Below are 24187 nucleotides of genomic sequence, written 5' to 3'. Positions count from 1 at the left end.
CGGCAAGGTTCAGGGGCGGTCCCCCGAAGTCGCATGCGTCGCGGCCCTCGTGACGTCCGGCAAGGCCGAGAAGAGCGTGTCCCACGTCCCGGCGGGGAGGGCGTCTTTCATGCGTCCCTGGGCTTTCAGCCAGGCCTGGCGGGCCTGCTCGACCTTGGCTCGTCCCTCCTCGGTGATGGCGACAAGCTTCTCCCTGCGGTCCGTACCGGGGCGGATCGTCACCCAACCGTTCCGCTCCAGGAGACGCAGGTTGCGGGTCATCGTCGTCTCGTCGAGCGATGCGAGCTCTCCCAAGTCCCCCTGGCGGACCTCGCCCGACTGGACGAGCCGCCACAAAAGGGCATGCTGCGTCGAGCGCAGGCCCACCTCGCGGAGCTCCGCGTCGTAGACCCGGCTCACGGCACGCGAGGCCTCCCGCAAGGCCGCGCAGAGGCACGGCGTTGCGTTCGGCTCCCTTGTCTCGGCGTTCGGCTTATTGACGCGGTCCATATTATCTGTATATGCAGGTAAGCACTGCCGGTCAAGGGACGAGGCCGGTCCGGCCTCGAGACCGTATCGAGATGTTTCGAAGGGAAAGAGGGTACGACCATGGCCACTCAAGACAAAGTCGCGTTCATCACCGGGGCGAACAAGGGGATCGGCCTGGAGACGGCCCGAGGGCTCGGGGCCCTGGGCATCACGGTCGTGATCGGGAGCCGGGACGAAGCGAACGGCCGCGCCGCGGCTGAGACGCTCAAGGGAGAAGGGATCAAGAACGTCGAGGCCGTCCGGTTCGACGTGACGAAGCCCGAAGACCACCAGGCGATCGCCAAGGACCTGGAGGAGCGATACGGCAAGCTCGACATCCTGGTGAACAACGCGGGCGTCCTGCTCGACGACGCCGACCTGGTCGCGCACACCGGGTTCAACACCACGTCCACGGTCTCGCCGGAGGTCCTCCGCCGGACGTTCGACACGAACTTTTTCGCCGTCGTCGCCCTCACCCAGACGCTCCTGCCGTTGATCCGCAAGTCGCCGGCCGGGCGGATCGTGAACCTCTCGAGCATCCTCGGGTCGCTCGCGCTCCACTCCGACCCGTCCTCGCCGATCTACAACATGAAGGGCTTCGCTTACGACGCGTCGAAGACGGCCCTCAACGCCTTCACCGTCCACCTCGCCCAGGAGCTGCGCGACACGCCGATCAAGGTGAACTCCGCGCACCCCGGCTGGGTCAAGACCGACATGGGCGGCTCCTCCGCCCCGATGGACGTCGCCGACGGAGGCAAGACCAGCGTCCAACTCGCCACCCTCCCCGACGACGGCCCGACCGGCGGCTACATCCACCTCGGCGAGACGCTCCCCTGGTGAGTCGAAGACTTGGAGGGGACGCTCGAGACGGGGCGTCCCTTCTCCGAATTATGAGCTCTCGAACATTATTGATACTGATGGGGTTGATGGCCGAGAGAGAGCTTATGGCGACCATCGAGAAACCTCCGTTCATTCCCGCCGATCTCCTGGCGGAGATGCGGGCAAGGGCCGAACGAGCTGCCAGCGGCACCCGCGACCCTGAAGACATGCGGAAGGCCATCGAGAGGATGAACCGCATGAGGGAAGCGATGCCGGAGACGAACATCGCCGTCGCGCTCGTCCGCGAGGCCCGCGATCAGGGATGAGGTATGTCCTCGATTCCAGCGTGGCCCTGGAATGCACCTGAATGAACCTGGCTCGTCGATCGCCAACCGCGATCCTGGGATGCTTCGGGGACGTCTCCCTCAAGGAGTGTCCCCGATCCGGCCTGGAGCGGCAAATGATTGGTTTGCACACGGCACGGCGTGTCTGTGACCCGAGAGCGGAGGCGAACACGGGGACCGGCTCCGCAGCGAAGCGCAGGTGCCTGTCCCCGTGTTCGCCGCAGCGGATGGCGACGGCCCGGAACACGGGGACAGGCACCCGCCCTCTCGTTGTTGATCCGTGATAAGCCCAGCCTGATTCTGCCGGGAGCCAGTCCCCGTGTTCCTCCGACGTGCGCAATGCGTGTGAGATCCGCTCTAGGTCGGGCGACGCGCCTCCAATGTTACGCGGGCTGCGTGAAGCAGAAGCAGACGCCGATGGGATCCTTGGCGAAGAAGACGAGGTAGGGCTTGCCGTCGTATTCTTGTTCGTCGATGATCCCGGGCGCGATGCCCTTGGCGTCGAGCTCATGCCAGAGGGCATCCACGTCGCCGACGGAAAACCAGCAGCTCGCTTGCTCGGGATCCTGGCCGTTGACCGCCAGGCCGATCTTCACGTCGTCCCGTTGAAGCCTGGCGGTCTTGCCGTCCTTCGCGACCAGCGAGAAGCCGAGGCATTGCGTGTAGTACCCGATCGCCGGCCCGATCTCTTTCGCGGGTAGGGCATCCGTATCCGTGTTTCCGATCGGACCGACGGCCTTGAAGAACAGGATAGGCTCGGACATGGCTTGCCCCTTTCGGTTTGCCGGGATTCCGTCCTGAAGCGGAGAAGATACCGGAGGCTCGAGAAGAGGCAAGGCCCGCGCTCAGAGGTTCTCAACGGCTCGTGACGTCCTCTCTGCCCCGGTCTTGTGTCGTCGGATCCTTGCGTTGTCCCTCTCGGGCGTACTCGTTCCCTTTCGGAAGATTGTGGATTTCGAAGCCGGAAGGTGTGGTCGATCGACGGGTCGGGTTATGCTCGGAAGGCTCGCACCCCGACGGACCCACCCAGGGCCTCATCGTATGCTCGATCTCCAGACGTTTGCCCGGCTCGCGTGGGCCTTGTTCCTCCTCGGGATGTTGGCCTCGCACACGACGGCGGCGGAACACGCGTTGATCCTGGATTATGAGTTGTATCCGCCGGAGTTCTCGAACGCGGTGATCCGCCAGGTCGCTGCGACCGGGCTGGAGGTGGAGTTCCGCGAGCACTACCCCGTCCTCACCGAGCGGGACCTGGCCGGCTCGCGGATGATCGTCCTGGAGGCGACGGCCGGGCAACTCGGGTCGGGGATCGAGCCGACTGCGGCGGAGGTCGCCGCGCTCACGCGTTACGTCGCGGGAGGGGGGCTCCTCGTGCTGGGATTGCCCCAGGATCCGGACGCGTTCTCCGAGCTCGGGACGTACAACGCCCTCCTCGACTCGCTCGGCTCGGGGATCCGTGCCAGGCCGGCGATCGCCGACGACGAGTCGGGGCGGTATCTCTCGGTGATGTTCCCGCAGTGCTATTTCCGGGCCTGCGAGTTCGCCGCCAAGGGGGTCGATCGCGACCTCGTGCTGGACCGCTCGACGATCCTCGAGACGAAGCCCCCGGCGCTGGTCCTGGCGCGGTCGTCTCCGACGGCTTTTGCTCGCGTCGGCCTCGGGCGCCCGGTGGTCGAAGGCCTGCGTGGGGGACCAGAAGGGTTCCCGCTCGTGGCGATGGCGAAATGCGGCCGAGGGTATGTCCTCGCCCTGCCTCGCTTTACGCTGAACATCGGCGGGTTCAACAGTCGGGTCGGGACCGGCCCGATGACCTCGCTGGACTGGGTCCCCTCGAGCGAACGGTTCATCCAGAATATGCTCTCGGAGATGGTCAAGCTCGCCCGGGGCGAAGCCGACTGGACCGGGCCGGCTGGCAGCACCATCACGCCCTCGGCGTTTCCAGGTTCGGGATTGCCGGCCGCTCCGCCGAAGGCCTTCGCGGTGACGATGATCCCCCCGGGGGGCTCCATCGAGAGGGCACCCAAAGATCGGGACGCCTATCGCGACGCCTACCGGGCCACGATCCGTCGCGACGTGTTCGGGCCCTACCTCGACCACGGCCTCAGGGCCGCCTGGGGTGAGATGGACCGCGACGACGCCTGGTTGAAGGACCTCGCCGACGGATTCAAGTCGGCCGGGTTCAACTATATTTGGGGCATGGGCTGGCCCGAGCGGTTCGTCTCGAGCCAGTACAACGTCGAGCAACGGGCCAAGCTGAGGCGGTCGTGGGAGACCTTTGCACGGGAGCTCGACGGGTCGCCGGTGGGGTGGTCGGTCGGGGTGAATTTCCCCGGCGTCGGGTTCGACCGTGCCCGCTACGAGCGTTGCCGAGGGGTCAAAGGCCAGGTGATCGATATCATCTCGCCGCTTGATCTGCGTTACTGGTCTGAAATGATGATCCCTGCGCTCGAAGAGGTCGCGCGGTTCAGCCGCGACCACCCCTTGGTCAAGGGGGCGACGATCGACTTCGAGATGTACGGCTACGACCCGTTCAAGGTCTATCCCGGGGCGATCGGCTTCGAGGACGTGGCGTTCCTGGCGTTCCTCCGCGCGTCGGCCGGGCATCTCGACGACGCGACCCTCGCCGAAGCCGCGACCCTGATCCCCGCCCAACGCTACACCTGGCTCCGCGACCGCGGCCTGCTCCGCCTCTTCTTCCTGCTGCTCGAGAACGAGAGCGAGAAGCTCGGCCGAGTCATCCGGCAGCGGATCCACGCGATCAACCCTCGCTTCATCTTCGGCGCGTACCAGGCGGCGCTCCCCGACATGTGGTTCTACCGAGGCTTGATCCGGGGGCTGAGCACGCCGGAGATGCCCATGATCTGGATGAGCTTCCAAGTCCTCTCGGCCGCCGACGTCGACCGCTTTTGGTCGAACGGCGGTCACATCCTCAACGCAACGGCCTTGATGCTCGGCACCTATCCCTTGGGCGAGTATCCCGCGGCGATGCGGGCAGGTCGTCGGTTCCACGACGGGTACTGGATCAATCGCTACAACTGGCTAATCGACGACGCGAAGGGCCGGAAGTCCCTCGAGATCCCTGACGGGACCCGAGAGGCCGCCTGGAAGGCGCTGGCCGAGGGGAATCGCCTGATCGACGAGGATGACCGGGCGCGGGCGGATTCCGCCGGGAGGACGAGGCCATGAGACGAGCGCGTTGGGGATTCGTGGTCTGGCTCGCAGTCGTCGGACTCGTCCCGCTCGAGGCTTCGGCGGCGGATGTTCCTCGGGTGTTTGCGGTCGGCCCGGACGGTGCGCGGTTCTTCCCGATCGGCCTCTACGGGTTCCCGCAGAACCGGAAGGATGATGCGATCTATCGCGAGTCGCGCGAGGCCGGGTTCAACTTCCTGGTCGGCCTCGAGGCGAAGGAGGGGTTTGCCCGGTCGTTCGACATCCCCGGAGGTCCGCCCGGCCCCGACGACAAGGTCAGGCGCGGGTCGTTGCTCGACCTGGCGAGCCGGGTGGATCGGAAGACGCCCTTGCTCCGGGAGATGGTCGCCCGGCAGGAGAAGACGCCCGGGGTCATTGTCTGGCAAGGGCCTGACGAGCCGAACTACTTCCCGTTCGGCGTCGGCCCCGGGCCTGGATCCGAGGGCCTGGCCGCGGGGTCGGCCTGGCTCCGGTCGAAGTCGACGCTCCCGCTCTGGATCAACTTCGGGCCGACGGGAGATGACCTCCACCCCGACGACTTCGCCCGGCTCCGCCCCTACCTGGCCGTGCCGGATATCGTCTCCGTCGACATCTACCCGGTCGGTGGCGGCTCCGACCTCCAGCGCAGCCCGTTCGCCGAGCGAGGCCCGGCGAGCGTCGGCGTCTTCACCCGAAACCTCGTGCAGATGGTCAGCCACGAGGGCGTCCAGCAGAAACCGGTCTGGATGGTGCTCCAGGCGTTCGGCTGGGGCGACCTCGCAAAGGCGTCGAACCCTCCCGAGCCCTGGACGGGCCGGACTCCCACCTACGACGAGCTCCGATTCATGACCTTCGACGCCATCATCAACGGCGCGGGGGGCGTGATCTACTGGGGGGCGCCGTTCCTGCCCGAACGTGACCCGACCTGGGGGGCCTTGAAATCGGTCTCCGCCGAGCTCCGCGACCTCCTGCCGGTCCTGACCTCCGACGCCCGGGCCGCCGACCAGACCGTCCATTCCTCGAACCCCGCCGTCGAGGTCGCCGTCCGCCTCTCGACTCCTCGACGCACCCTCCTCCTCGCCAACACGTCCTCTGCCGCCGAGGAGACCACCTTGGCGTTCCTCGGGGCCAAGGTCAGAGCCCTCTCCCCGATCGGCAAGACGGCCATACGGGCCCTGCACTCCCCGCCATTCCGAATTCGGCTCGAGCCGTTGCAGGTCGCGATCCTCAGGATCGACGAATGATCGTCGGGCGATCGCCTTGGAGGAGCATTCTGCGATGAAGGTTTGTAGAAGACAACCGGCTTGGAGTCGCGAGGCCGTTGCGGCGGGGCTGCGTTTCGTTCACGATTGATCCGACGAGTGTTCGGATGGCCGGCACTCATGAGGGTTTGGAAAGTCACGCACGGTTCACGATCCGGGTCGGGTGGGCATTGTCCACCCTACGAAATGCGGCCACTTTCCCGACCCTGAAGAATCCCTGAGAACCGGTCGGATCAGGATATTCCAAGGGCTGAGATGTTCGAGAATCGTTCTGGGTCTCCCGAGGGGCGAGGCGGCTCGTCCTCCCCTCGCCGCCGACTCATCGTGGGCATCAGCGGGGCGACGGGGGTCGTCTACGGCGTAAGGTTGCTGCAGATCCTCCGCGAGCTCGACATCGAGTCGCACCTGGTGGTGAGTCGGGCCGGCGAATTGACCCGCGCCTACGAAACGCCCTACACGGCCGCCGATCTGAAGAAGATGGCCGACGTCTCATATCGGGCCTCCGACGTGGGGGCGGCGATCTCCAGCGGCTCGTTTCGAACGATGGGGATGATCGTCGCGCCTTGCTCGATCCGCACGCTCAGCGAGATCGCAACCGGCGTGACGGGGACCCTGCTGACGAGGGCGGCGGACGTCTGCTTGAAGGAACGTCGTCGGCTTGTCCTCATGGTTCGCGAGACGCCGCTCCATGCCGGACATTTGAAGAGCATGCTCGCCGTGACCGAGGCTGGGGGGATCATCGCGCCTCCCGTCCCCGCGTTCTATAATCGACCAGAGACGCTCGACGACGTGGTCCATCATACGGTCGCCCGCGTCCTGGATTTGTTCGACCTCGATGCCCCCGCGACGCGGCGCTGGGGAGAGCCCTCGGGCGAAGGGCCGATGCCCGCCGAAGGGGTTTGACTCGGGGTGATCGGAATTCTTCGAGATGAGCACTGCAACGGTCGCGAGGGAACCCGCCGATGGCATTCAGTGACTTTCGCGAATTTCTGGCCGCGCTCCGGGAACGCGGCGAACTCCTCGAGATCGAGCGGCCCGTCGCGCTCGAGCTCGAGGTCGGGAAGGCCCTGCGGAAGTGCGCCTCGGTCTCCGGCCCGGCCCTCGTCTTCAAGGACAACGGCACCCAATTCCCCCTCGTGGGAGGTGTCTATAACACGCGGTCGAAGGCGCTCATCGCGTTCGAGTCGACCGAGGCCGAGGTCTTCGGCAAGATCCTCGCCGGGCTGGCGAATCGGATCCCGCCGGTCGTGATCGAAGATGCACCTGTTCATGAAAACGTGATCCTGGGCGAGTCGATCGATTTGACCGCCTTGCCGGTCCCTCGATACAGCCCCGACGACGGCGGGCCGTACATCACGCCGGGGATCGTCGTCAGCAAGGATCCCGAGACGGGCATCCCCGACGTCGGCCACTACCGGTTCGAGATCATCGATAAGCAGACGATGTCGTTCCTCGCCCAGCCGAACCACCGCTTCGGCAAGCACATCGCCCGGGCGAGGGCGAAGGGGGCGACCACGTATCGCGCGGCGTTGGTGATCGGCGTCGACCCGATCCTCGCCTACACGGGCCCGATCCAGGTCCCCGACAACACCGATGACTTCGCGGTGGCGGGCGGCCTCCGCGGGGCACCGGTCGAGCTCGTGCGCTGCAAGTCGATCGACGGCCTCGAGGTCCCGGCGCGGGCCGAGTTCGTCGTCGAATTCGAGATCGACTTCACCCAGACCGTGTTCGAAGGGCCGCTCGGCGAGTACACCGGGTTCTACACGCCCGGCTCCATGAAGCCGATCGCCCGGCCGCTCGCGATCACCCACCGCAACGACGCGTGTTTCCAGGCCCTCCTCACCGGCGTGCCTCCGACCGAGAACCACACGCTCAAGCAATTGCCGTTCGAGGCGTCGTTCTACGCGATGATGAAGCCGCAGTTCCCCACGCTCGAACGGGTCGCGGTGCCGGCCTCGGGGGGCGTTTCGTTCTATGTGGTGATGTCGATGTCGCCGAGGTTCGCCGGCGAGTCGAGGGCCGCGATCCTGGCGGCGATGTCGACGAACCTGCGGCCGAAGACGGTCATCGTGGTGGACCCGGACATCGACGTCCAGGATCCCACCCAGGTCGAGTGGGCGACGGCGTTCCGCACGCAACCGGCCCGCGACGTGATCGTCGTCGGGGGGTTGCCGGCGGGGCCGCTCGACCCTTCAGTCGATGATTCGATCCCGCTCGACGCCCGGCTCGGCTCGGCCCTGGGCATCGACGCGACCTTCCCGTTCGGCTCGGTCATCAAGAAGGCGGGCGAGGTCGCGTCGGCCGGCACGGCGTGCGGCCCCGCCCTGGCCGACAAGGGGCACGAATTTTTCGAAGTCGCCGACGTCCCGGGATGGCGGGAATACGACTTCCCCGAGCTTCAGAACCGAGGATAAGCGGACAAGAGAAGGCGAGTTTATCCGCGGATGACGCAGATCGACGCAGATGAAAACGTCGGAGATTTTTTATTTTGTCCGCGTCGATCCGCGCCCTCAGCGGATAGTCTTCAGCCTCCTTTTCTTAGCCCGATGTCGGGTCGCTTTAAACGGAGGACACGCAATGTCCGAAATTGATCACGAGATCAAGATGTCTGCTGATGCGGATTCCGTGTGGGCCGCCCTGACGTCCGCCGAGGGGCTGCGGGCCTGGCACACTCCCGACGTGACCGGGACCGGATCCGTCGGCGGCGAGTGGCGGTTTCGGTTCGCCGGCCGCCCCGATTTCCACTGGAAAGTCACGGCCGCCGACGTGCCCCGTCACGTCGCCTGGGAATGCGTCCAGGGACCCGGCGACTCGGTCGGGACGCGGGCGACCTTCGACCTCGCCCCGACTCCCGACGGCCGTATCCTCCTGTCGATGAAGCATGCCGACTGGCCCGGGACCCAGGGCAACTTCCGCAAGTGCAACACGACCTGGGGCGTGCTGCTCCACCACCTCAAGCAGTACGTCGAAACCGGCATCTCGAACCCCGCATTCTCCTAAACGGCGGATACCGACCATGCCCCAGCAGAGCCTCTCCGAGTTCGTCGCGGCGATGGAAGCCGAGGGTCTGCTTGTGCGGATCAAGGAGGAAAAACGCGTCGACGAGTTGCCGAAGGTGATGGAGGACTACCCCCTCTCGGCCGTGCTCGTCGAACGCGTGAAGGATTGCGAGTTCCAGTTCCTCGCCAACGCCTATTCGAACCAGGACCAGACGGCCTGGGCGCTCGGCTGCCCGAAGAGCGAGTCCGGGCGCAGGATGTCCGACGCGGCCAAAGGGCGGATCAAGCCCGAGATTGTGGCCACGGGGCCGTGCAAGGAAGTGATCCTGAAGGGTGACGACGTCGACCTCACGCGACTGCCGCTCTTCCTCCACCACGACCGCGACGGACACGCCTTCACGAACGACAACCTGCTCGTCAGCAAGCATCCCGACACCGGCGTCTACGACTGGGGCATCTACCGGAGCATGTTCCGGCGGGTGAACGAGAAGAACTTCGACATGACCTGCACCTCGCACCGGCAGCGGCTCAACGCCCAGGCGGCGCAGGCGAAGGGGCAGGACCTCGAGCTGGCCGTCGTGATCGGCGGGCCCCTGGTCGACAAGCTGGCCGCACTCACGTCCGTCCCGCCGGACACCGACGACTTCGAAGTCCTCGGCAGCTTCTACGGCCACCCGGCCAAGCTCGTGAAGTGCGAGACGATCGACGTCCTCGTGCCGGCCAACGCGGAAATCGTGCTCGAATGCGTGCTCCTCGCCTCCGAGGGCCTCACGCACGACGAGGGGCCGTACGGCGAATTCACCGGCATGTACGGCGGCGGCATCAAGCACAACTACCGGGCCATCGTCAAGGCGATGACCTTCCGCAAGGGGGGGATCTACCAGCACGCGACCATCGGCGGCCAGCACCCGTGGTACACCGATAACATGCTGCAACTGCCGGGGATCGAGGCCGACCTCTACGGCGGCCTCAAGCTCGCCGGCATCGACGTCCTCGAAGTCCGCGCCCCCGCGGGCGGGCTCTCGAACATCGCGTATGCCCGGGTCCGCACCCACGGGGCCGGCGACGCCAAGCAGGCGCTCGGCGTCATGCTCACCTGCTCAAAACAGGGCCTGCCGAAGATCGCGATGGTCTTCGACGAGGATGTCGACATCTGGGACGACAACGCCGTGCAGTTCGCGATGGCGTTCCGGTTCATGCCGCACCTCGACACCGTCATGATCCCGCAGTGCAACACGATGACCGTGGATCCGAAGATCGGCAACGACGTCGCCCCGGGGACCGCCTCGAAGCTCGGCCTCGACTGCACGATCCCGCACGGGCCGAACTTCGTCCGCTCCCACTTCGACCGCAGCACCGTCTTCCTGCTCCCGGAACCGCCGCTGGACGTGCTACCGTTGAGCGAAGCGGAATTGACCGAGGATATGGCCGCTCTGATCCGCGAGCAGCCAAGGTCGTGGAAGGAGATCCTCGAGCACTACAACGGCCAGCCCTACCGCGTCCTGTATCGGGCCTTCAGCAACCTGCGCCCCGATCTCGGCCGCTGCAACGACGCCCCGTGGTACCGCTACACCTTCTCCGACCACGACTTCGCCTACGAAGCGGCCCCCCCGAAACCGAGCAACTTCGACCCGAAGCACCGCGCCGAGTAATCACCGCGGGACCCGGTCCGATATCGGGCTAAAGTCAGCCACCCATGGAACTCGGATAGGACTCGGACAAGGGGAGGCTGAAGACCATCCGCAGATGACGCGGATGGTCTTCAGCCTCCCCTTTCTTGTTCGTATTCCATGCGTGGCGAAAAGCCAATGACAACCAAGAGGTTCGCCCTGGGTGGCCGCTTCGGAATGGCGGATGATTAGGAGTCAGGTGGCTGGAAAACTACCCGACCACTGGGTTAGTCTTTACTGACGAACGGCAAGGGCCGTCTCGACGATCTTTTTGTTTCCGCGGCCTGGAGGTTCACCTTCGATGGAAGGCACTTCGGACCAAGTCGATGCCTTGATTCGCTCGGGGGCACGACGACTGACCGGTTATCAACGACGCCTGTTCCAGGCCGAAGTCACCAGGGAATTATGTGGCGGAAGCGCCCGGGTGGCCGAACGGCGTTTCGGTTGGGGTCGCGAGACGGTCGAGAAAGGGATGCAGGAATCCCGTCAAGGGATGCGTTGCCTGGAGAACTTCTCCGCCCGTGGCCAACGGCGGAGCGAAGACAAGGATCCGCGACTGGCGGCCGACATCCGCGCCATCGTCGAACCCCAGACCTACGCCGATCCCGAGCTCAAGTCCTCCCGACGGTACACGAACCTGTCGGCCGCCGAGGTGCGCCGAGCCCTGCTCGAGCGGGGCCATGCCGAGGCGGACCTGCCCAGCGAGCGCACGTTGCGCGACATCCTCAATCGGATGAACTATCGATTGAAGCGGATCCAGAAGGGTAAGCCGTTGAAGAAGACCGAGGAGACCGACGCGATCCTCGCGAACGTGAATGCGGTCCGGGAGGGAGTGAAGGACGACCCCGAGACGCTTGAGATCTCGATGGACACGAAGGCGAAGGTGAGCTTGGGAGAATACGCCCGGGGGGGGGAAAACCCGGACCGACGCCCGAGGTGAGGTGGGGGAGGGATGGGACCATGACCCTCCGGCGAAGGAGAAGGTGGTCCCGTTCGAGATCCAGACGGTCGCGACCGGTGCGTTGATGCTGGTCATGGGCTCGCGCGAGACGAGCGACGCTCGGGTGGACGTCTTGCGGCCATGGTGGCAGCGAGTGGGGCGAGGCGACCGGGGGATCAAACGTCTGGTGATCTATCTGGACAACGGACCGAAGAACTCGGGTCGACGGACGCAGTTCTTGAAGCGGATGGTCGTGTTCGCGGACTGGTCGGGGTTGGAGATCCGCTTGGTGTACTATCCGCCCTACCACAGCAAGTACAACCCGATCGAGCGTTGCTGGTCATCACTGGAGAGGAAGTGGAACGGTGTGTTGCTGAGGAGCCTGGAGGTGGTCCTGCAATGCGCCAGGCGGATGACCTGGAAAGGGCGGCACCCGGAGATGGAGTCTCTTCGAGGGATCGTATCCCGATGGTGTTCGGGTGGGCGCGAAGAAAATGAAGGGCTATGAGGCCCGAATGCAGCGATCGGCGACACTCCCCAAGTACGACATCACTATTAAACCAAGAGCGAAGGATAGGCAGGTGAAATAATTCCTGCCGAACGCCTTGTTAATTCGCCCACTACTGGGGGAAGGGACCCGCGAGGGAGCTGGCCCAGGGCTTCAGGTCGGTGCTCGACGCCCAGAAGGCGGTCTCCCAGGCCAAAGGGCACTAACGAGTTGTAGTCTCATCGGGTTCGACGACTGGCGGACGACACCCTGACAGCTGGTGCGAAGCCCAGGTAAGATGCCTCTGGATCCCAGGCAAGCGTCCTTTCTGCGTGCCCACCCCCCGGGGACAAGGAATCCTCAATGAACCCGATCGTTTTCGCGCTGCGGCGGCCGATGACCGTGATGGTCCTGGTCGTTGCCGTCCTCCTGGGGAGCGTGCTGGCCGTGCTGCGCATGCCGGTCGACATCTTTCCCAACCTGAACCTGCCGGTCGTTTACGTGGCCCAGCCCTACGGGGGTATGGACCCGGCGCAGATGGAAGGGCTGCTCACGAACTATTATGAGTACCACTTCCTCTATATCGGGGGGATCCACCACGTCGAGTCGAAGAACATCCAGGGCATGGCCCTGATGAAGCTGTTCTTCCACCCGGGCACCAACATGGCGCAGGCGATGGCCGAGACGATCGGCTACGTGAACCGGGCGCGTGCATTCATGCCGCCGGGGACCGTCTCGCCGTTCATCACCCGGGCCGATGCCGGCAGCATTCCCGTAGGTTACCTTGTGCTCTCGAGCGAGACCCTGTCGATCGGTGAGATCCAGGACCAGGCGCTCTTCAAGGTCCGCCCGATGTTCGCCAGCCTGCCGGGGGTCTCGGCCCCGCCGCCGTTCGGGGGCAACCAGCGCACCGTGGTCGTCCGGGTCGACCCGCACCGCCTCCGCTCGTACCGGATGTCGCCCGACGAGGTGGTTACTGCGCTATCGGCGGGGAATGTGATCAGTCCCTCTGGCAATGTCCGGATTGGCACGATGATGCCGATCGTGCCGGTCAACGCGCTGGTCCGCCAGATTAAGGAGTTGGAGACGATCCCGATCCGGCCCGGGACGAGCCCTGCCGTTTACCTGCGCGATGTCGGCACGGTGCACGACGCCTCGGATTTTCCCACCGGCTGCGCCCTGGTTAACGGCCGGCGGGCGGTCTACATCCTGGTGACGAAGCGGGCCGATGCCTCGACGCTCTCGGTGGTACAAAATGTCAAGTCGGCCCTGCCGAGCATGCAGGCGGTCCTGCCCGACGACATCAAGGTGAGCTTCGAGTTCGATCAGTCGCCGACCGTCACGCGCGCGGTGGCGAGCCTGGTGACGGAAGGGGCCCTGGGCGCGGTTCTCACCGGCCTGATGGTGCTCCTGTTCCTGCGCGACCGGCGGAGCGTCCTCGTCGTCGTCCTGAACATCCCGCTGGCGATCGCCGGCGCCCTGGTCGCCCTTTGGCTCACGGGTCAGACGATCAACCTGATGACCCTGGGAGGGCTTTCGCTCGCCATCGGCATCCTGGTCGACGAGGCGACGGTTGAAGTCGAGAACATTCACCACAAGATGGAATTCACCCCTTCGGTCGCCCGCGCCGTGCGTCAGGGGAACCGGGACACGGCGGTACCCCGGCTCCTTGCCATGCTCTGCGTGCTCGCGGTCTTCCTGCCGTCATTTCTGATGCAGGGGGCCGCGCAGGCGCTTTTCGTGCCGCTGTCGCTCGCCGTCGGCTTCGCGATGCTGACGTCTTACCTGCTTTCCAGCACCTTCGTGCCGGTGGTGTCGACGTGGCTCCTACGCCATCACCATCGGCCCGGGCACAGGACGGCGCGGGGGCGTTTCGATCGTTTTCAGGAGGCCTATGGCCAGGCGGAAGGGGCCGTTGTGCGCTGGCGAGTTGCGATCGTCCCGGCCTACCTCGTACTCGCGTGCGTCGTATTTGTTTTCGTCGGCCGGGACCTTGGCCTGGAGATCTTCCCCAAGGTCGAGGCCGGGCGGTTCCAGCTTCGCATGCGGGCGGCGGACGGGACGCGGTTCGAGGAAACCGAGCGGCTCGCCAAGATCGCGCTCGAGACGATCGGCGAGGAAGCCGGCCGCGACAACGTGGGGCTCACCATCGGCTACGTAGGCAACATCCCGTCAAGCTATCCGATCAACGCCATCTACCAGTGGACCGGAGGTCCCGAGGAGGCGATCCTGCGTGTCGCCTTGAAGGACGGGGCGCATGTCGATGTCGAGGCCCTCAAGGGCAGGCTTCGCGACCGCCTGGCGGTGCACCTGCCCGGAGTGCGGCTTTCGTTCGAGCCGGCCGACATCGTAAACGAGGTCATGAGCTTCGGCTCGCCGAGCCCGGTCGAGGTCGCCGTCACCGGGCCTAGCCTGGCCGATGACCGCGCCTTTGCCGAATCGATCCGCAAGGAACTTGTCAAAATCCCGGCACTGCGCGACGTCCAATACGGGCTCTCGCTCGATTACCCGACGATCGATGTCGCCATCGACCGCGAACGCGCCGGCCTCAGCGGCGTTACCGCCGCCGAGATCTCGCGGGCCCTGGTCGCCGCCACCTCGTCCAGCCGCTTCGTGGTTCCTAACTACTGGCCCGACCCCAAGACCGGGATCGGCTACCAGGTGCAGGTCGAGATTCCCTTCGCCGTTATGGACTCGATCAACCAGGTCGAGACCCTCCCGATCCAGCGTCCCGGCGGCGAAGAGCAACTTCTCCTGCGCGATGTGGCGAAGGTTACGCCTGGAAGCATGCCGGGCGAGTTCGACCGTTACAACATGAAGCGGAGCGTGACCCTGACTGCGAACATCGCCGGCGAAGACCTCGGCCGGGCCGCCGGACAGGTCGCGCAAGCCATCCAAAGGGCGGGCACTCCGCCCAAGGGGGCGACCGTCGACATCCGCGGCCAGATCGCCCCGATGCACCAGATCCTGCAAGGGCTGGCGCTCGGACTGGCGGCGGCCGTGGTGGTCATCCTACTCCTGCTCACGGCGAACTTCCAGTCGATCCGGCTCGCTCTGGTTGTCGTCTCGACGACGCCCGCGGTGGTTGCCGGGGTGGTGGTCTCGCTTTGGCTGACGGGGACGACGATCAATCTTCAGTCATTCATGGGCTCGATCATGGCGATCGGCGTGGCGGTCGCTAATGCGATCCTCCTGGTGACCTTCGCCGAGCGATGCCGTCACGAAGGAGGGGCGGCAGCGCCCGAGGCGGCGGTTGAAGGCGCCCAGGGTCGGCTCCGGCCGATCCTGATGACCAGTAGCGCGATGATCGCAGGCATGGTGCCGATGGCCCTGGCCCTCGGCGAAGGGGGCGAGCAGACGGCCCCGCTCGCCCGCGCGGTGATCGGTGGCCTGGCTGCCGCGACCCTGGCGACCCTCCTCGTCCTCCCCGCTGTCTTCGCCCTCGTCCAGGCGAAGGCCGACCGGGAATCGTCCTCACTCGATCCCGACGATCCGGCCAGCCCTCATTTCCATGAGGAGTCCGAGATGCCCCCCGCGCCCTCGGCCAATGGCAGCCACGAAGTCCCCAGCCTTGCGGGCTGAAGACCCTAAGATCGACCGCGTTTCCAATTCATGAGCGCCCCCAATGCATGAGCCTATCCCCCCCAAGTCGACCCGCCTCGCGCTCGCAGCCGCGGCGGCCCTGGCCATCTTGCCCGCCGGTTGCGGAACATCGGCTGTCAAGGCGGTCGACACGCTTGGGCCGACCCTCGCCGTGAGGCGTGTCGAGGTTGTCCGCCCTTCCCGGCATAACGTCCGGCGCATCGTCGAGGAGCCGGGCCAGATCCAGGCCTTCGAGACGACCCCGATCCATGCCAAGCTCGCCGGCTATGTCCGCGAGGTGTCGGTGAATATCGGCTCGCGGGTCAAGAAAGGGCAGGTGCTCGCCGAGCTCTGGATCCCCGAGGTCGAGGCCGAACTCCAGCAGAAGCAGGCTTCGGTCGCCGAGGCTATCGCACAACGTGCCCAGGCGGACGCGGCCGTCGCGGTGGCACTGTCCACCGTCGCCAGCGTCGATGCCAGGCTGACGGAAGTCCGGGCCGGCATCCGCCGCACGGAGGCGGACCTGGCGCGCTGGCAATCCGAGACCAGAAGGATCGAGCATCTGGTGAACGAGCGGGCCACCACCGCCAGCCTGCTGGACGAGACCACGAACAAGCTCAAATCCTCCGAGGCGTCGCATGAGGAGATGAGGGCACAGGTCAAGTCGGCCGAGGCAACGCTGGCCCAGAGCCGATCCTCGCTCGAGAAGGCGCGGTCGGACGCTCTCGCCGCTACAGCGGGCATCGAGGTCGCCCGGGCCGAGGCCCGGCATGCCGAGGCACTGCTCGGATATGCCAGGATCGCAGCCCCCTTCGACGGCATCGTGATCCGGCGGAATGTCGACACCGGCCACCTGACCGCTCCCGGCGCCGCGGCGATCCCGCTCTTCGTCGTGGCCCGGTCCGATATCGTGACCATCGCCGTGGACGTCCCCGAGACCTTCGCCGCGGCGGTCGAGCCCGGCGATCCGGTGCTCGTCCAACTCCAGGCCCTTAACGGCAAGCTCATCGAAGGCAAGGTGACCCGGACCGCTTGGGCGCTCGAGGCCAGGACGCGGACGCTGCGCACCGAGATCGACGTTCCCAACCCGGACGGCAAGCTTCGTCCCGGCCTCTATGCCTATGCCACCGTCGTCGTCGAGGAGCACAAGGATACGCTGACCGTGCCGGCGACAGCCCTGGTGAAGGAGAAGGACAAGACCTTCTGCGTCGCCGTCACCGGAAATAAAGCCGTCCGCAAACCGGTCGAGATCGGCCTCAACGACGGCATGCGCGCGGAGATACTCGCCGGCCTGGACGGCACCGAGAGCGTCGTGAAGGCGAACGCCACATCCCTCATCGACGGGCAGCCGGTGAAGGCCGCGAATGCGGAAACAGAGGCCGCCAAGGGGGCGAAACCCTGAACGTCCTTGGCACATTAGATCGAATCACGCTTGAATCTCGCCCCTCGGTCGGCCCATGCCAACGTGATCATTCGAGCCCAAATCGCCAGTGAGAGCCTCTTGCCGGAGGAGAGGTCGCCGCACGTCCCCTCGCGTATTTGGTTAGGATGGTAAGGCTCGAGTTTGACACTGCCACGCCACGATCACAGGAACGGTGAGCCTCCCGGATGGAAATCGAAGTCGACGGTCAGGACGGCGCGAGGCCGGGGTTTCGCGGGTTCGTTCGCGTGCGGGGGGCGAGGGAGCACAACCTCAAGAATGTGGACCTCGAGATCCCCCGCGACGCCTTGGTCGTCTTCACGGGGGTCTCGGGCTCGGGGAAGTCGTCGCTGGCGTTCGGGACGCTGTATGGGGAGGCGCAGCGGCGGTATCTCGAGTCGGTCTCGCCGTACGCCAGGCGGCTCTTTCATCAGTTGGGCGTGCCGGAGGTCGACGAGATCGACGGGCTGCCGCCGGCGGTGGCGTTGCAGCAGCAGCGGGGGTCGCCCTCGACGCGGTCGTCGGTGGGGAGTGTCACGACGCTCTCGAACCTGCTGCGGATGCTCTACTCACGCGCCGGGGATTATCCGCCAGGGCAGCCGCTCCTGTATGCCGAGTCGTTCTCGTCGAACACGCCCGAGGGGGCGTGCCCCGAGTGCCACGGGCTCGGGCGGGTCTACGAGGTGACCGAGCGGTCGATGGTCCCGGACGACTCGCTCACGATCCGGGAGCGGGCCGTCGCGGCCTGGCCGACCGCCTGGCATGGGCAGAACCTCCGCGAGATCCTGATGACGCTCGGCTACGACGTCGACCGTCCCTGGCGCGAGCTGCCGCAAAAAGACCGCGACTGGATCCTCTACACCGACGAGCAGCCGACCGTCCCGGTGTATTCGGGCTACACCGCCGAGGAGGTTCGCAGGGCGCTCGCGAGGAAGGACGAGCCGAGTTATCAGGGGACGTTCTCGAGCGCCCGCCGGCACGTACTGCACTCGTTCGCGAACACCCAGAGCCCGTTGATGAAGAAGCGGGCACTCCAGTATATGCTGAGCCGTGACTGCCCGACCTGCCTGGGCAAGCGGCTCCGCCGAGAGTCGCTGTCGGTCAAGTTCGCAGGTCTGGATATCACCGATTTTTCCCGTTTGCCGCTGGCCAGACTCGCGAGCCTCTTGCGGCCATTTGCCGACGCCACCGCCAAGGAGTTGGCGGCGCTCGCGGACGCGCACCCCGAGAAGTGGATCGTGGTCCGTCGGATCGCCCAGGACCTCGCCGGGAGGCTTGACGTCCTCATCGATCTTGGGCTCGGGTATCTCACGCTCGAGCGGAGCACCCCCACCCTCTCCCCCGGCGAGCTCCAGCGGCTCCGGCTCGCGACCCAGGTCCGCTCGAATCTCTTCGGCGTGGTCTACGTGCTCGACGAGCCTTCGGCCGGCCTCCACCCGGCCGACACCGAGGCGCTCTTGCGGGCCCTCGACCGCCTGAAGGCCTCGGGGAACTCGCTCTTCGTCGTCGAGCACGAGCTCGACGTGATCCGGCATGCCGACTGGATCGTCGACGTCGGCCCCGCCGCGGGCGAACAGGGGGGCGTCGTGCTCTACAGCGGCCCGCCCGAGGGGCTCAAGGAGGTCGAGGAATCCCAGACCCGTCGCTATTTCTTTCGGGATCAGCCGCCCCCTCCGCGCACTCCCCGGACGCCCCACGGTTGGCTGCGATTGGCCGGGGTCACGCGCAACAACCTCCGCGGGATCGACGCCGAGTTCCCCCTCGGGCTGTTCACGAGCGTGACCGGCATCTCGGGCTCGGGCAAGTCGAGCCTCGTCAGCCAGGCGCTCGTCGAGCTCGTCGCCGAGCGGCTCGGCCAGGCGCTCGCGCCCGACGAGGACGAAGGGCCGGAGCTGGAGCGGACACCCGTGGGGCCGGTCGGCGGTCGGATCGCGTCCGGGATGGAGGGGATCAAGCGCCTTGTGCAAGTCGACCAGAAGCCGATCGGCCGGACGCCTCGGTCGAACCTCGCGACCTACACCGGGCTCTTCGACCCCATCCGCAAGCGGTTCGCGGCGACCGAGGAGGCCAAGGCCCGCGGGTACGACGCCGGCCGGTTCTCGTTCAACGTCGCCAAGGGGCGTTGCGAGAATTGCGAGGGGGAGGGTTTTGTCATGGTCGAGCTCCTCTTCCTGCCCAGCGTCTTCGCCCCCTGCTCCGTCTGCCAGGGCGCCCGCTACAACGCGGAGACGCTCGAGATCAAGGTGCGCGATAAGAGCATCGCCGACGTCCTCCGGATGACGGTCGACGTGGCCTGCGAATTCTTCGCCGACGACCCGCAGGTGCTCCGCTCGCTCAACGTCTTACGCGAGGTCGGCCTGGGCTACATCCGGCTCGGCCAGCCCGCGACCGAGCTCTCCGGCGGCGAGGCGCAACGGATCAAGCTCGCGACCGAGCTCCAGCGGATCCAGCGCGGAGATACGCTCTACGTGCTCGACGAGCCGACGACGGGTCTCCACCCCTCCGACGTCGACCGGCTCATGACACAGCTCGAGGGGCTGGTTGAGTCGGGCAACACGGTGATCCTGGTCGAGCACGAGATGTCGGTCGTGGCCGCGAGCGACTGGGTGATCGACGTGGGGCCGGGCGCCGGGGAGGAAGGAGGGCGGATCGTCGCCGCCGGCCCGCCGGCCGAGGTAGCACGATCGTCGGAGAGCCGGACCGCCCCCTACTTGGCCCGGTCCCTGGGGGAGCCTCCGTCGTCCGTCGAGTGAGGCTCATCGATCGGAACTCGGATAAGGCTAGCGACTCGAGGGAGGCGCAAAGGATTGCTCGGAACCGCGGGGTCGTTCGACGCCCCGATCTTCGCGGATTGCCCCATTTCTCGGATTCAAGCCGATATTGATATCAATTCGCGGTGCAGGCCGTCGTCTTGCGACTTGGTACGTCGTTTGCCTCGAAAGGTGGCTAACTCAGCCGTGAGGCAACACGCTCGACCAAGGCACCCGGGACGGGAAAATGGCCGTACAGAGAGACGACGCCGAACGTAAGACCGCGCGCTTCGCCGATGCCGAGCAGGCGATGGGACGCGGCGGAGAGACCCACCAGACGGCCGGCGGCGACCGGCCGGTCATGACCACCCAGCAGGGAATTCCCGTCGCCGACGACCAGAACTCGCTCAAGGCGGGGGCGCGCGGCCCGACGCTCTTGGAGGACTTCCACCTCCGGGAAAAGATCTTCCACTTCGATCACGAGCGCATCCCCGAGCGGGTCGTCCACGCCCGAGGGTTCGGGGCGCACGGCTACTTCGAGAACTACGGGCCGCTCACCGACCTCACCCGCGCCGACCTCTTCCAGAGGGCTGGCGAGAAGACCCCGCTCTTCGTCCGGTTCTCGACCGTCGCGGGGAACAAGGGGTCGGCCGACCTGGCGCGGGACGTCCGCGGGTTCGCGGTGAAGTTCTACACCCAGCAGGGGAACTGGGACCTCGTCGGGAACAACATCCCCGTGTTCTTCATCCAGGACGCGATGAAGTTCCCCGACCTGATCCACGCCGCCAAGCAGGAGCCGGACCGCGGCTTCCCCCAGGCCCAGACGGCGCACGACAACTTCTGGGACTTCATCTCGCTCTCGCCCGAGAGCATGCACATGGTCATGTGGATCATGTCCGACCGGACGATCCCCCGCTCGTTCCGGTTCATGGAAGGCTTCGGCGTCCACACCTTCCGGCTCGTGAACGCCGAAGGGAAATCGACCTTCGTCAAGTTCCACTGGAAGCCGAAACAGGGGCTCCAGTCCGTCGTCTGGAACGAGGCGGTCAAGATCAACGGCGCCGACCCCGACTTCCACCGCCGCGACTTATGGAATGCCATCGAGTCCGGCGACTTCCCCGAGTGGGAGCTCGGCCTCCAGCTCTTCGACGAGGCCTTCGCCGAGAAATTCGAGTTCGACATCCTCGACGCGACCAAGCTGATCCCCGAGGAGCAGGTGCCGATCCGGATCGTCGGCCGGATGGTCCTGGATCGTCGCGTGGACAACTTCTTCGCCGAGACCGAGCAGGTCGCGTTCTGCACCCAGAACGTCGTCCCGGGGATCGACTTCACCAACGACCCACTTCTCCAGGGCCGCAACTTCTCCTATCTCGACACGCAACTGAAGCGGCTGGGCAGCCCGAACTTCACCCACATCCCGATCAACGCCCCGCGTTGCCCGTTCGCGCACTTCCAGCAAGACGGCCACATGGCGATGCACAACCCGAAGGGTCGGGTTAACTACGAGCCCAACTCGTGGTCCCCCGGCGGCCCGAGGGAGTCCCCCGAGGTCGGTTACCAGTCGTTCCCGGCCCCGGTCGAAGGGCCCAAGCTCCGCGCCCGCTCGGAGACGTTCTCCGACCACTACAGCCAGGCCCGGCAGTTCTACATCAGCCAGACGGAGCTCGAGCAGAGGCACATCGCGAACGCTCTGACGTTCGAGCTGAGCAAGGTGATGACCCCCGCGATCCGTGCGCGGATGGTCTCGCACCTGTTGAACATCGACGCCGGCCTCGCCGAGGCCGTGGCCAAGGGGCTCCGCCTCAAGGAGATGCCCCAGCCGGCCACCGCCGCGAAGCCGACCCGACAGGACCTGCCCCCCTCGCCCAAGCTGAGCATCCTCAAGAACGGGCCGAAGAACTTCGCCGGCCGGAAGGTCGGTGCGCTCGTCACCGACGGAGTCGACGCCGGGGTCCTCTCGGCCCTGGCCAAGGCGCTGAAGGCCGAAGGGGCGATGCTGACGCTCGTGGCCCCCGAGGTCGGCGGCGTGAAAGACTCGGCCGGTGCCTGGCACGACGCCGACGAGAAGCTCGAAGGGGGGCCGTCCGTCGTGTTCGACGCCGTGGCGCTGCTCCCCTCCAAGGACGGCGCGACGCTCCTGACCACCCTCCCCGCCGCCCGCGACTTCGTCGCCGACGCCACCGCGCACCGGAAGTTCATCGCCTACAGTTCGGCCGCCACCCCCCTATTGGAAAAGGCGGGCGTCGCCGGCGCCCTCGACGAGGGCTTCCTCCCCCTCAACGCCCCCGGCGACTGCGACGCCTTCGTCGCCGCCTGCCGCAAGCTCCGCTTCTGGGACCGCGCCGCCGCCGAACGCTGAGTGACCCCTTCGACCGTCGGGGCTCGGCGGGTGCCGCCAGCCTCGACGTCGCAGGGTTGAGGAACTCGACACAAGGGCACAAAGAGGAGAAAGAGAGTGAGGGTCGTGGGAATGAGGGGGTGAGCCACTTCGAACCGCTTGGGGAGCTCCGTGGACTCAGGATGTGGGGACCCGGTGGATGTTGACGTGTTGACTATCGATGGATTGATTGTTTCGCGAAATGATTTGCTGATTTGTCCGCCCGCGGGCGGTCGACACGAGGGATCCACGACGATGATACATAGCCGACGCTCTCTCCTGGCCGCGATCACTGCAGCCCTCCCGTTTGGCCTTGGCCGACAGGCGCGAGCGACCCCCTCATCGCTCGTCGTGGCCCCCCTACTCCGGTTCCGGCCATTCGAGATCGCCGTGCGTGAGGCCTTCGCCGAGCTCGGCCGGCCTTCGACACTCGCATCGGCGCGACCCGGCTCGGAGGTCCTTTGCCGCCGGGTCGAAGTCGGCCACTCCGACGAAGTGCGAGCCGGACTTCAGGGGTGCCACAACGACCGCCCGTTTGCCGGGTTCCCGGCAGGATCCCTGCGGATCGTCCGTTCGGGCTCGGAACCCGGCCCGATCCTGCACGGGATCCGCCTCTACGTCTCCACGGTCGACATCACCCTGACGACAGGGGTCGTCGAGGGGACCTGGAGCCGGCCGTTCGACTTTGGGTCGTTGCCGCCGGCGCCGAGCGTCTCTTGACCGGCGCGGGCGATGCCCTGTCGGCGAGGACGGCAAGGCCGCCGCCTGTTGCATAGAGGGATCTACGGAATGGATGCGAGATGCTTTGCTTGGATCGTCCGATTCGCCATCGTTTCGGAGTGGCATATGGCATGGCTATTGCGGATTACAGCGGTTCCCGGCCGCATCGCACACTACAGAATAGCCTGAAAGCCTTGGATTTCGGGCGGAACCGTTCATCTCGTGCGATATGCCTGCGTTAACCGCTGTAAAGGCCACAGGCCGCCCTAAGTCGCAGGTTAAGTGAGTCGAAATCAGCGAATGAATGGGCGGGAGAGGTGTGGTAGTCTCGCCGGGTCGTGGCAATAAGATCGTTGGCCAAATCGTCTTTCGTTGCCGGATATTGGCATGTGTTATGGAGGTAATTCCAGAAGAGATCGAGTAGCCTTTTCCCTTTCAGGTCGCGAAGATATTCACCGGAAGTTAGGAAGGCCGGTGCTTGGATCGTTTGTTCGATCCCAGCCCAACGGTCCGTGATCTCGGCGACTTGGAATTCAGGGGAGTTGATGACGGCGTTGCAAGTTGCATGCATCTGCGCGATTTGGCCCTGGATTCCTGCTTGCCACTCCGCAACTGTGCTGGCCAACGGATCGATCCCGGCGGGGACATTTAACTCGGTGGCTCCTAGCGATGTCTTGTGCTGTCGCAGTTGCCTACAGAGGGTCCGCCCGATGTGGTCGATGAACAAGCGAGGAGAGAGCACCCGAAGGGCTGTGTCGATCGCGCCTTGATCTGCTGGTAGATCAGCCACCCAAGGTTTATTGATCGTCCCCCTGTAATTTTCGAATAGGCCATGAATGAGCCATGGTTGTAATAGGTGGTTTTCGATTTCATGAGATCGCCAGAAGAGAGACCGCTCGTCCGGATCCTGCCAGCCTGCGTCGATCTCGGCAAGAGGTTCATAATCGCGGTCGTGAATCAGGAAGGCGATATCTCCAGATACCCGGCGCTCGAGCCATCTGCGAACAATACGCGGGTTGCTGCCGCCACCGGCGGGCTCGATCACGATCGGCAGTTTGTAATACTGGGCGAGGACGGCGTCGAGTAGGCGGACGTCAAGACTGTTTCGTTCCCCCTCACATACCAGGTAGACTTGTGCCATC

Annotated in this window: 18 protein-coding genes; 15 read left to right on the top strand and 3 right to left on the bottom strand. The window is 65.7% G+C overall.

All coding sequences use genetic code 11. The features are described from left to right. Nucleotides 1–9: 9 nt before the first annotated feature. Complete coding sequence (locus ACYOEI_RS32085) at nt 10–399, bottom strand: MarR family winged helix-turn-helix transcriptional regulator (RefSeq protein ID WP_462853965.1); 390 nt, start codon at nt 397–399, stop codon at nt 10–12. A gap of 189 nt (nt 400–588) precedes the next feature. On the opposite strand from ACYOEI_RS32085, the gene ACYOEI_RS32080 reads away from it, so the two are divergent. Next, the gene (locus ACYOEI_RS32080) at nt 589–1347 is read left to right on the top strand and encodes an SDR family oxidoreductase (protein WP_462853963.1); all 759 of its coding nucleotides are present in this window, start codon (nt 589–591) and stop codon (nt 1345–1347) included. Between the two features lie 86 nt (nt 1348–1433). Next, nucleotides 1434–1652, top strand: a complete 219-nt coding sequence (locus ACYOEI_RS32075; RefSeq protein ID WP_462853962.1) for a hypothetical protein — start codon at nt 1434–1436, stop codon at nt 1650–1652. Nucleotides 1653–2053: 401 nt separating this feature from the next. Here ACYOEI_RS32075 and ACYOEI_RS32070 read toward each other — a convergent pair whose 3' ends face one another. Further along, the gene (locus ACYOEI_RS32070) at nt 2054–2434 is read right to left on the bottom strand and encodes a VOC family protein (RefSeq protein ID WP_462853960.1); all 381 of its coding nucleotides are present in this window, start codon (nt 2432–2434) and stop codon (nt 2054–2056) included. A 277-nt stretch (nt 2435–2711) separates the two neighbouring features. Here ACYOEI_RS32070 and ACYOEI_RS32065 point away from each other — a divergent pair, with 277 nt between their 5' ends. From ACYOEI_RS32065 to ACYOEI_RS32005, 13 genes are all read left to right on the top strand, one after another. Next, nucleotides 2712–4856, top strand: coding sequence for a hypothetical protein (locus ACYOEI_RS32065; protein WP_462853958.1), 2145 nt, complete (start codon nt 2712–2714; stop codon nt 4854–4856). Further along, a complete protein-coding gene (locus tag ACYOEI_RS32060) occupies nt 4853–6082 on the top strand; it encodes a hypothetical protein (RefSeq protein WP_462853957.1) in 1230 nt (409 codons plus the stop codon). The genes ACYOEI_RS32065 and ACYOEI_RS32060 overlap by 4 nt, the downstream gene beginning before the upstream one ends. A 273-nt stretch (nt 6083–6355) precedes the next feature. Next, nucleotides 6356–7003 carry a UbiX family flavin prenyltransferase gene (locus ACYOEI_RS32055; protein WP_462853955.1) on the top strand — a complete coding sequence of 216 codons (648 nt, stop codon included), beginning with the start codon at nt 6356–6358 and terminating at the stop codon, nt 7001–7003. 59 nt (nt 7004–7062) lie between these two features. Further along, the gene (locus ACYOEI_RS32050) at nt 7063–8514 is read left to right on the top strand and encodes a UbiD family decarboxylase (protein WP_462853954.1); all 1452 of its coding nucleotides are present in this window, start codon (nt 7063–7065) and stop codon (nt 8512–8514) included. Between the two features lie 163 nt (nt 8515–8677). Beyond that, nucleotides 8678–9100 carry an SRPBCC family protein gene (locus ACYOEI_RS32045; protein ID WP_462853952.1) on the top strand — a complete coding sequence of 141 codons (423 nt, stop codon included), beginning with the start codon at nt 8678–8680 and terminating at the stop codon, nt 9098–9100. Between the two features lie 16 nt (nt 9101–9116). Further along, nucleotides 9117–10751, top strand: a complete 1635-nt coding sequence (locus ACYOEI_RS32040; RefSeq protein WP_462853950.1) for a UbiD family decarboxylase domain-containing protein — start codon at nt 9117–9119, stop codon at nt 10749–10751. 319 nt (nt 10752–11070) lie between these two features. Continuing rightward, on the top strand, nt 11071–11709 hold the full coding sequence (locus ACYOEI_RS32035) for an ISAzo13-like element transposase-related protein (RefSeq protein ID WP_462853948.1): 639 nt from the start codon (nt 11071–11073) through the stop codon (nt 11707–11709). Between the two features lies 1 nt (nt 11710). Further along, nucleotides 11711–12217, top strand: coding sequence for an ISAzo13-like element transposase-related protein (locus ACYOEI_RS32030; RefSeq protein ID WP_462853947.1), 507 nt, complete (start codon nt 11711–11713; stop codon nt 12215–12217). Nucleotides 12218–12559: 342 nt separating this feature from the next. Next, entirely contained in the window at nt 12560–15778 is a 3219-nt protein-coding gene (locus ACYOEI_RS32025) for an efflux RND transporter permease subunit (protein WP_462853944.1), read from the top strand. A 43-nt stretch (nt 15779–15821) separates the two neighbouring features. Next, nucleotides 15822–17180 (top strand): efflux RND transporter periplasmic adaptor subunit, encoded by a 1359-nt coding sequence (locus tag ACYOEI_RS32020; protein WP_462853942.1) that lies wholly within the window; start codon nt 15822–15824, stop codon nt 17178–17180. Between the two features lie 206 nt (nt 17181–17386). Beyond that, entirely contained in the window at nt 17387–19951 is a 2565-nt protein-coding gene (uvrA, locus tag ACYOEI_RS32015; protein ID WP_462853941.1) for an excinuclease ABC subunit UvrA, read from the top strand. A gap of 307 nt (nt 19952–20258) precedes the next feature. After that, a complete protein-coding gene (gene katE, locus ACYOEI_RS32010; RefSeq protein WP_462853990.1) occupies nt 20259–22307 on the top strand; it encodes a catalase in 2049 nt (682 codons plus the stop codon). Between the two features lie 273 nt (nt 22308–22580). Further along, the gene (locus tag ACYOEI_RS32005) at nt 22581–23045 is read left to right on the top strand and encodes a hypothetical protein (RefSeq protein WP_462853939.1); all 465 of its coding nucleotides are present in this window, start codon (nt 22581–22583) and stop codon (nt 23043–23045) included. Nucleotides 23046–23283: 238 nt separating this feature from the next. Here ACYOEI_RS32005 and ACYOEI_RS32000 read toward each other — a convergent pair whose 3' ends face one another. Beyond that, the gene (locus ACYOEI_RS32000; protein ID WP_462853938.1) at nt 23284–24186 is read right to left on the bottom strand and encodes a hypothetical protein; all 903 of its coding nucleotides are present in this window, start codon (nt 24184–24186) and stop codon (nt 23284–23286) included. Nucleotide 24187: the final 1 nt, after the last annotated feature.

The sequence above is a fragment of the Singulisphaera rosea genome (assembly GCF_054877945.1).
This window is presented reverse-complemented; position numbering and strand designations above follow the sequence as displayed.

Excerpts from the sequence above, each read along its gene's own strand:
- ACYOEI_RS32080 (WP_462853963.1), top strand. The coding sequence starts at position 589 with ATGGCCACTCAAGACAAAGTCGCGTTCATCACCGGGGCGAACAAGGGG.
- ACYOEI_RS32075 (WP_462853962.1), top strand. The coding sequence starts at position 1,434 with ATGGCCGAGAGAGAGCTTATGGCGACCATCGAGAAACCTCCGTTCATT.
- ACYOEI_RS32070 (WP_462853960.1), bottom strand. The coding sequence starts at position 2,434 with ATGTCCGAGCCTATCCTGTTCTTCAAGGCCGTCGGTCCGATCGGAAAC.
- ACYOEI_RS32065 (WP_462853958.1), top strand. The coding sequence starts at position 2,712 with ATGCTCGATCTCCAGACGTTTGCCCGGCTCGCGTGGGCCTTGTTCCTC.
- ACYOEI_RS32060 (WP_462853957.1), top strand. The coding sequence starts at position 4,853 with ATGAGACGAGCGCGTTGGGGATTCGTGGTCTGGCTCGCAGTCGTCGGA.
- ACYOEI_RS32055 (WP_462853955.1), top strand. The coding sequence starts at position 6,356 with ATGTTCGAGAATCGTTCTGGGTCTCCCGAGGGGCGAGGCGGCTCGTCC.
- ACYOEI_RS32050 (WP_462853954.1), top strand. The coding sequence starts at position 7,063 with ATGGCATTCAGTGACTTTCGCGAATTTCTGGCCGCGCTCCGGGAACGC.
- ACYOEI_RS32045 (WP_462853952.1), top strand. The coding sequence starts at position 8,678 with ATGTCCGAAATTGATCACGAGATCAAGATGTCTGCTGATGCGGATTCC.
- ACYOEI_RS32040 (WP_462853950.1), top strand. The coding sequence starts at position 9,117 with ATGCCCCAGCAGAGCCTCTCCGAGTTCGTCGCGGCGATGGAAGCCGAG.
- ACYOEI_RS32035 (WP_462853948.1), top strand. The coding sequence starts at position 11,071 with ATGGAAGGCACTTCGGACCAAGTCGATGCCTTGATTCGCTCGGGGGCA.
- ACYOEI_RS32025 (WP_462853944.1), top strand. The coding sequence starts at position 12,560 with ATGAACCCGATCGTTTTCGCGCTGCGGCGGCCGATGACCGTGATGGTC.
- ACYOEI_RS32020 (WP_462853942.1), top strand. The coding sequence starts at position 15,822 with ATGCATGAGCCTATCCCCCCCAAGTCGACCCGCCTCGCGCTCGCAGCC.
- uvrA (WP_462853941.1), top strand. The coding sequence starts at position 17,387 with ATGGAAATCGAAGTCGACGGTCAGGACGGCGCGAGGCCGGGGTTTCGC.
- katE (WP_462853990.1), top strand. The coding sequence starts at position 20,259 with ATGGGACGCGGCGGAGAGACCCACCAGACGGCCGGCGGCGACCGGCCG.
- ACYOEI_RS32005 (WP_462853939.1), top strand. The coding sequence starts at position 22,581 with ATGATACATAGCCGACGCTCTCTCCTGGCCGCGATCACTGCAGCCCTC.
- ACYOEI_RS32000 (WP_462853938.1), bottom strand. The coding sequence starts at position 24,186 with ATGGCACAAGTCTACCTGGTATGTGAGGGGGAACGAAACAGTCTTGAC.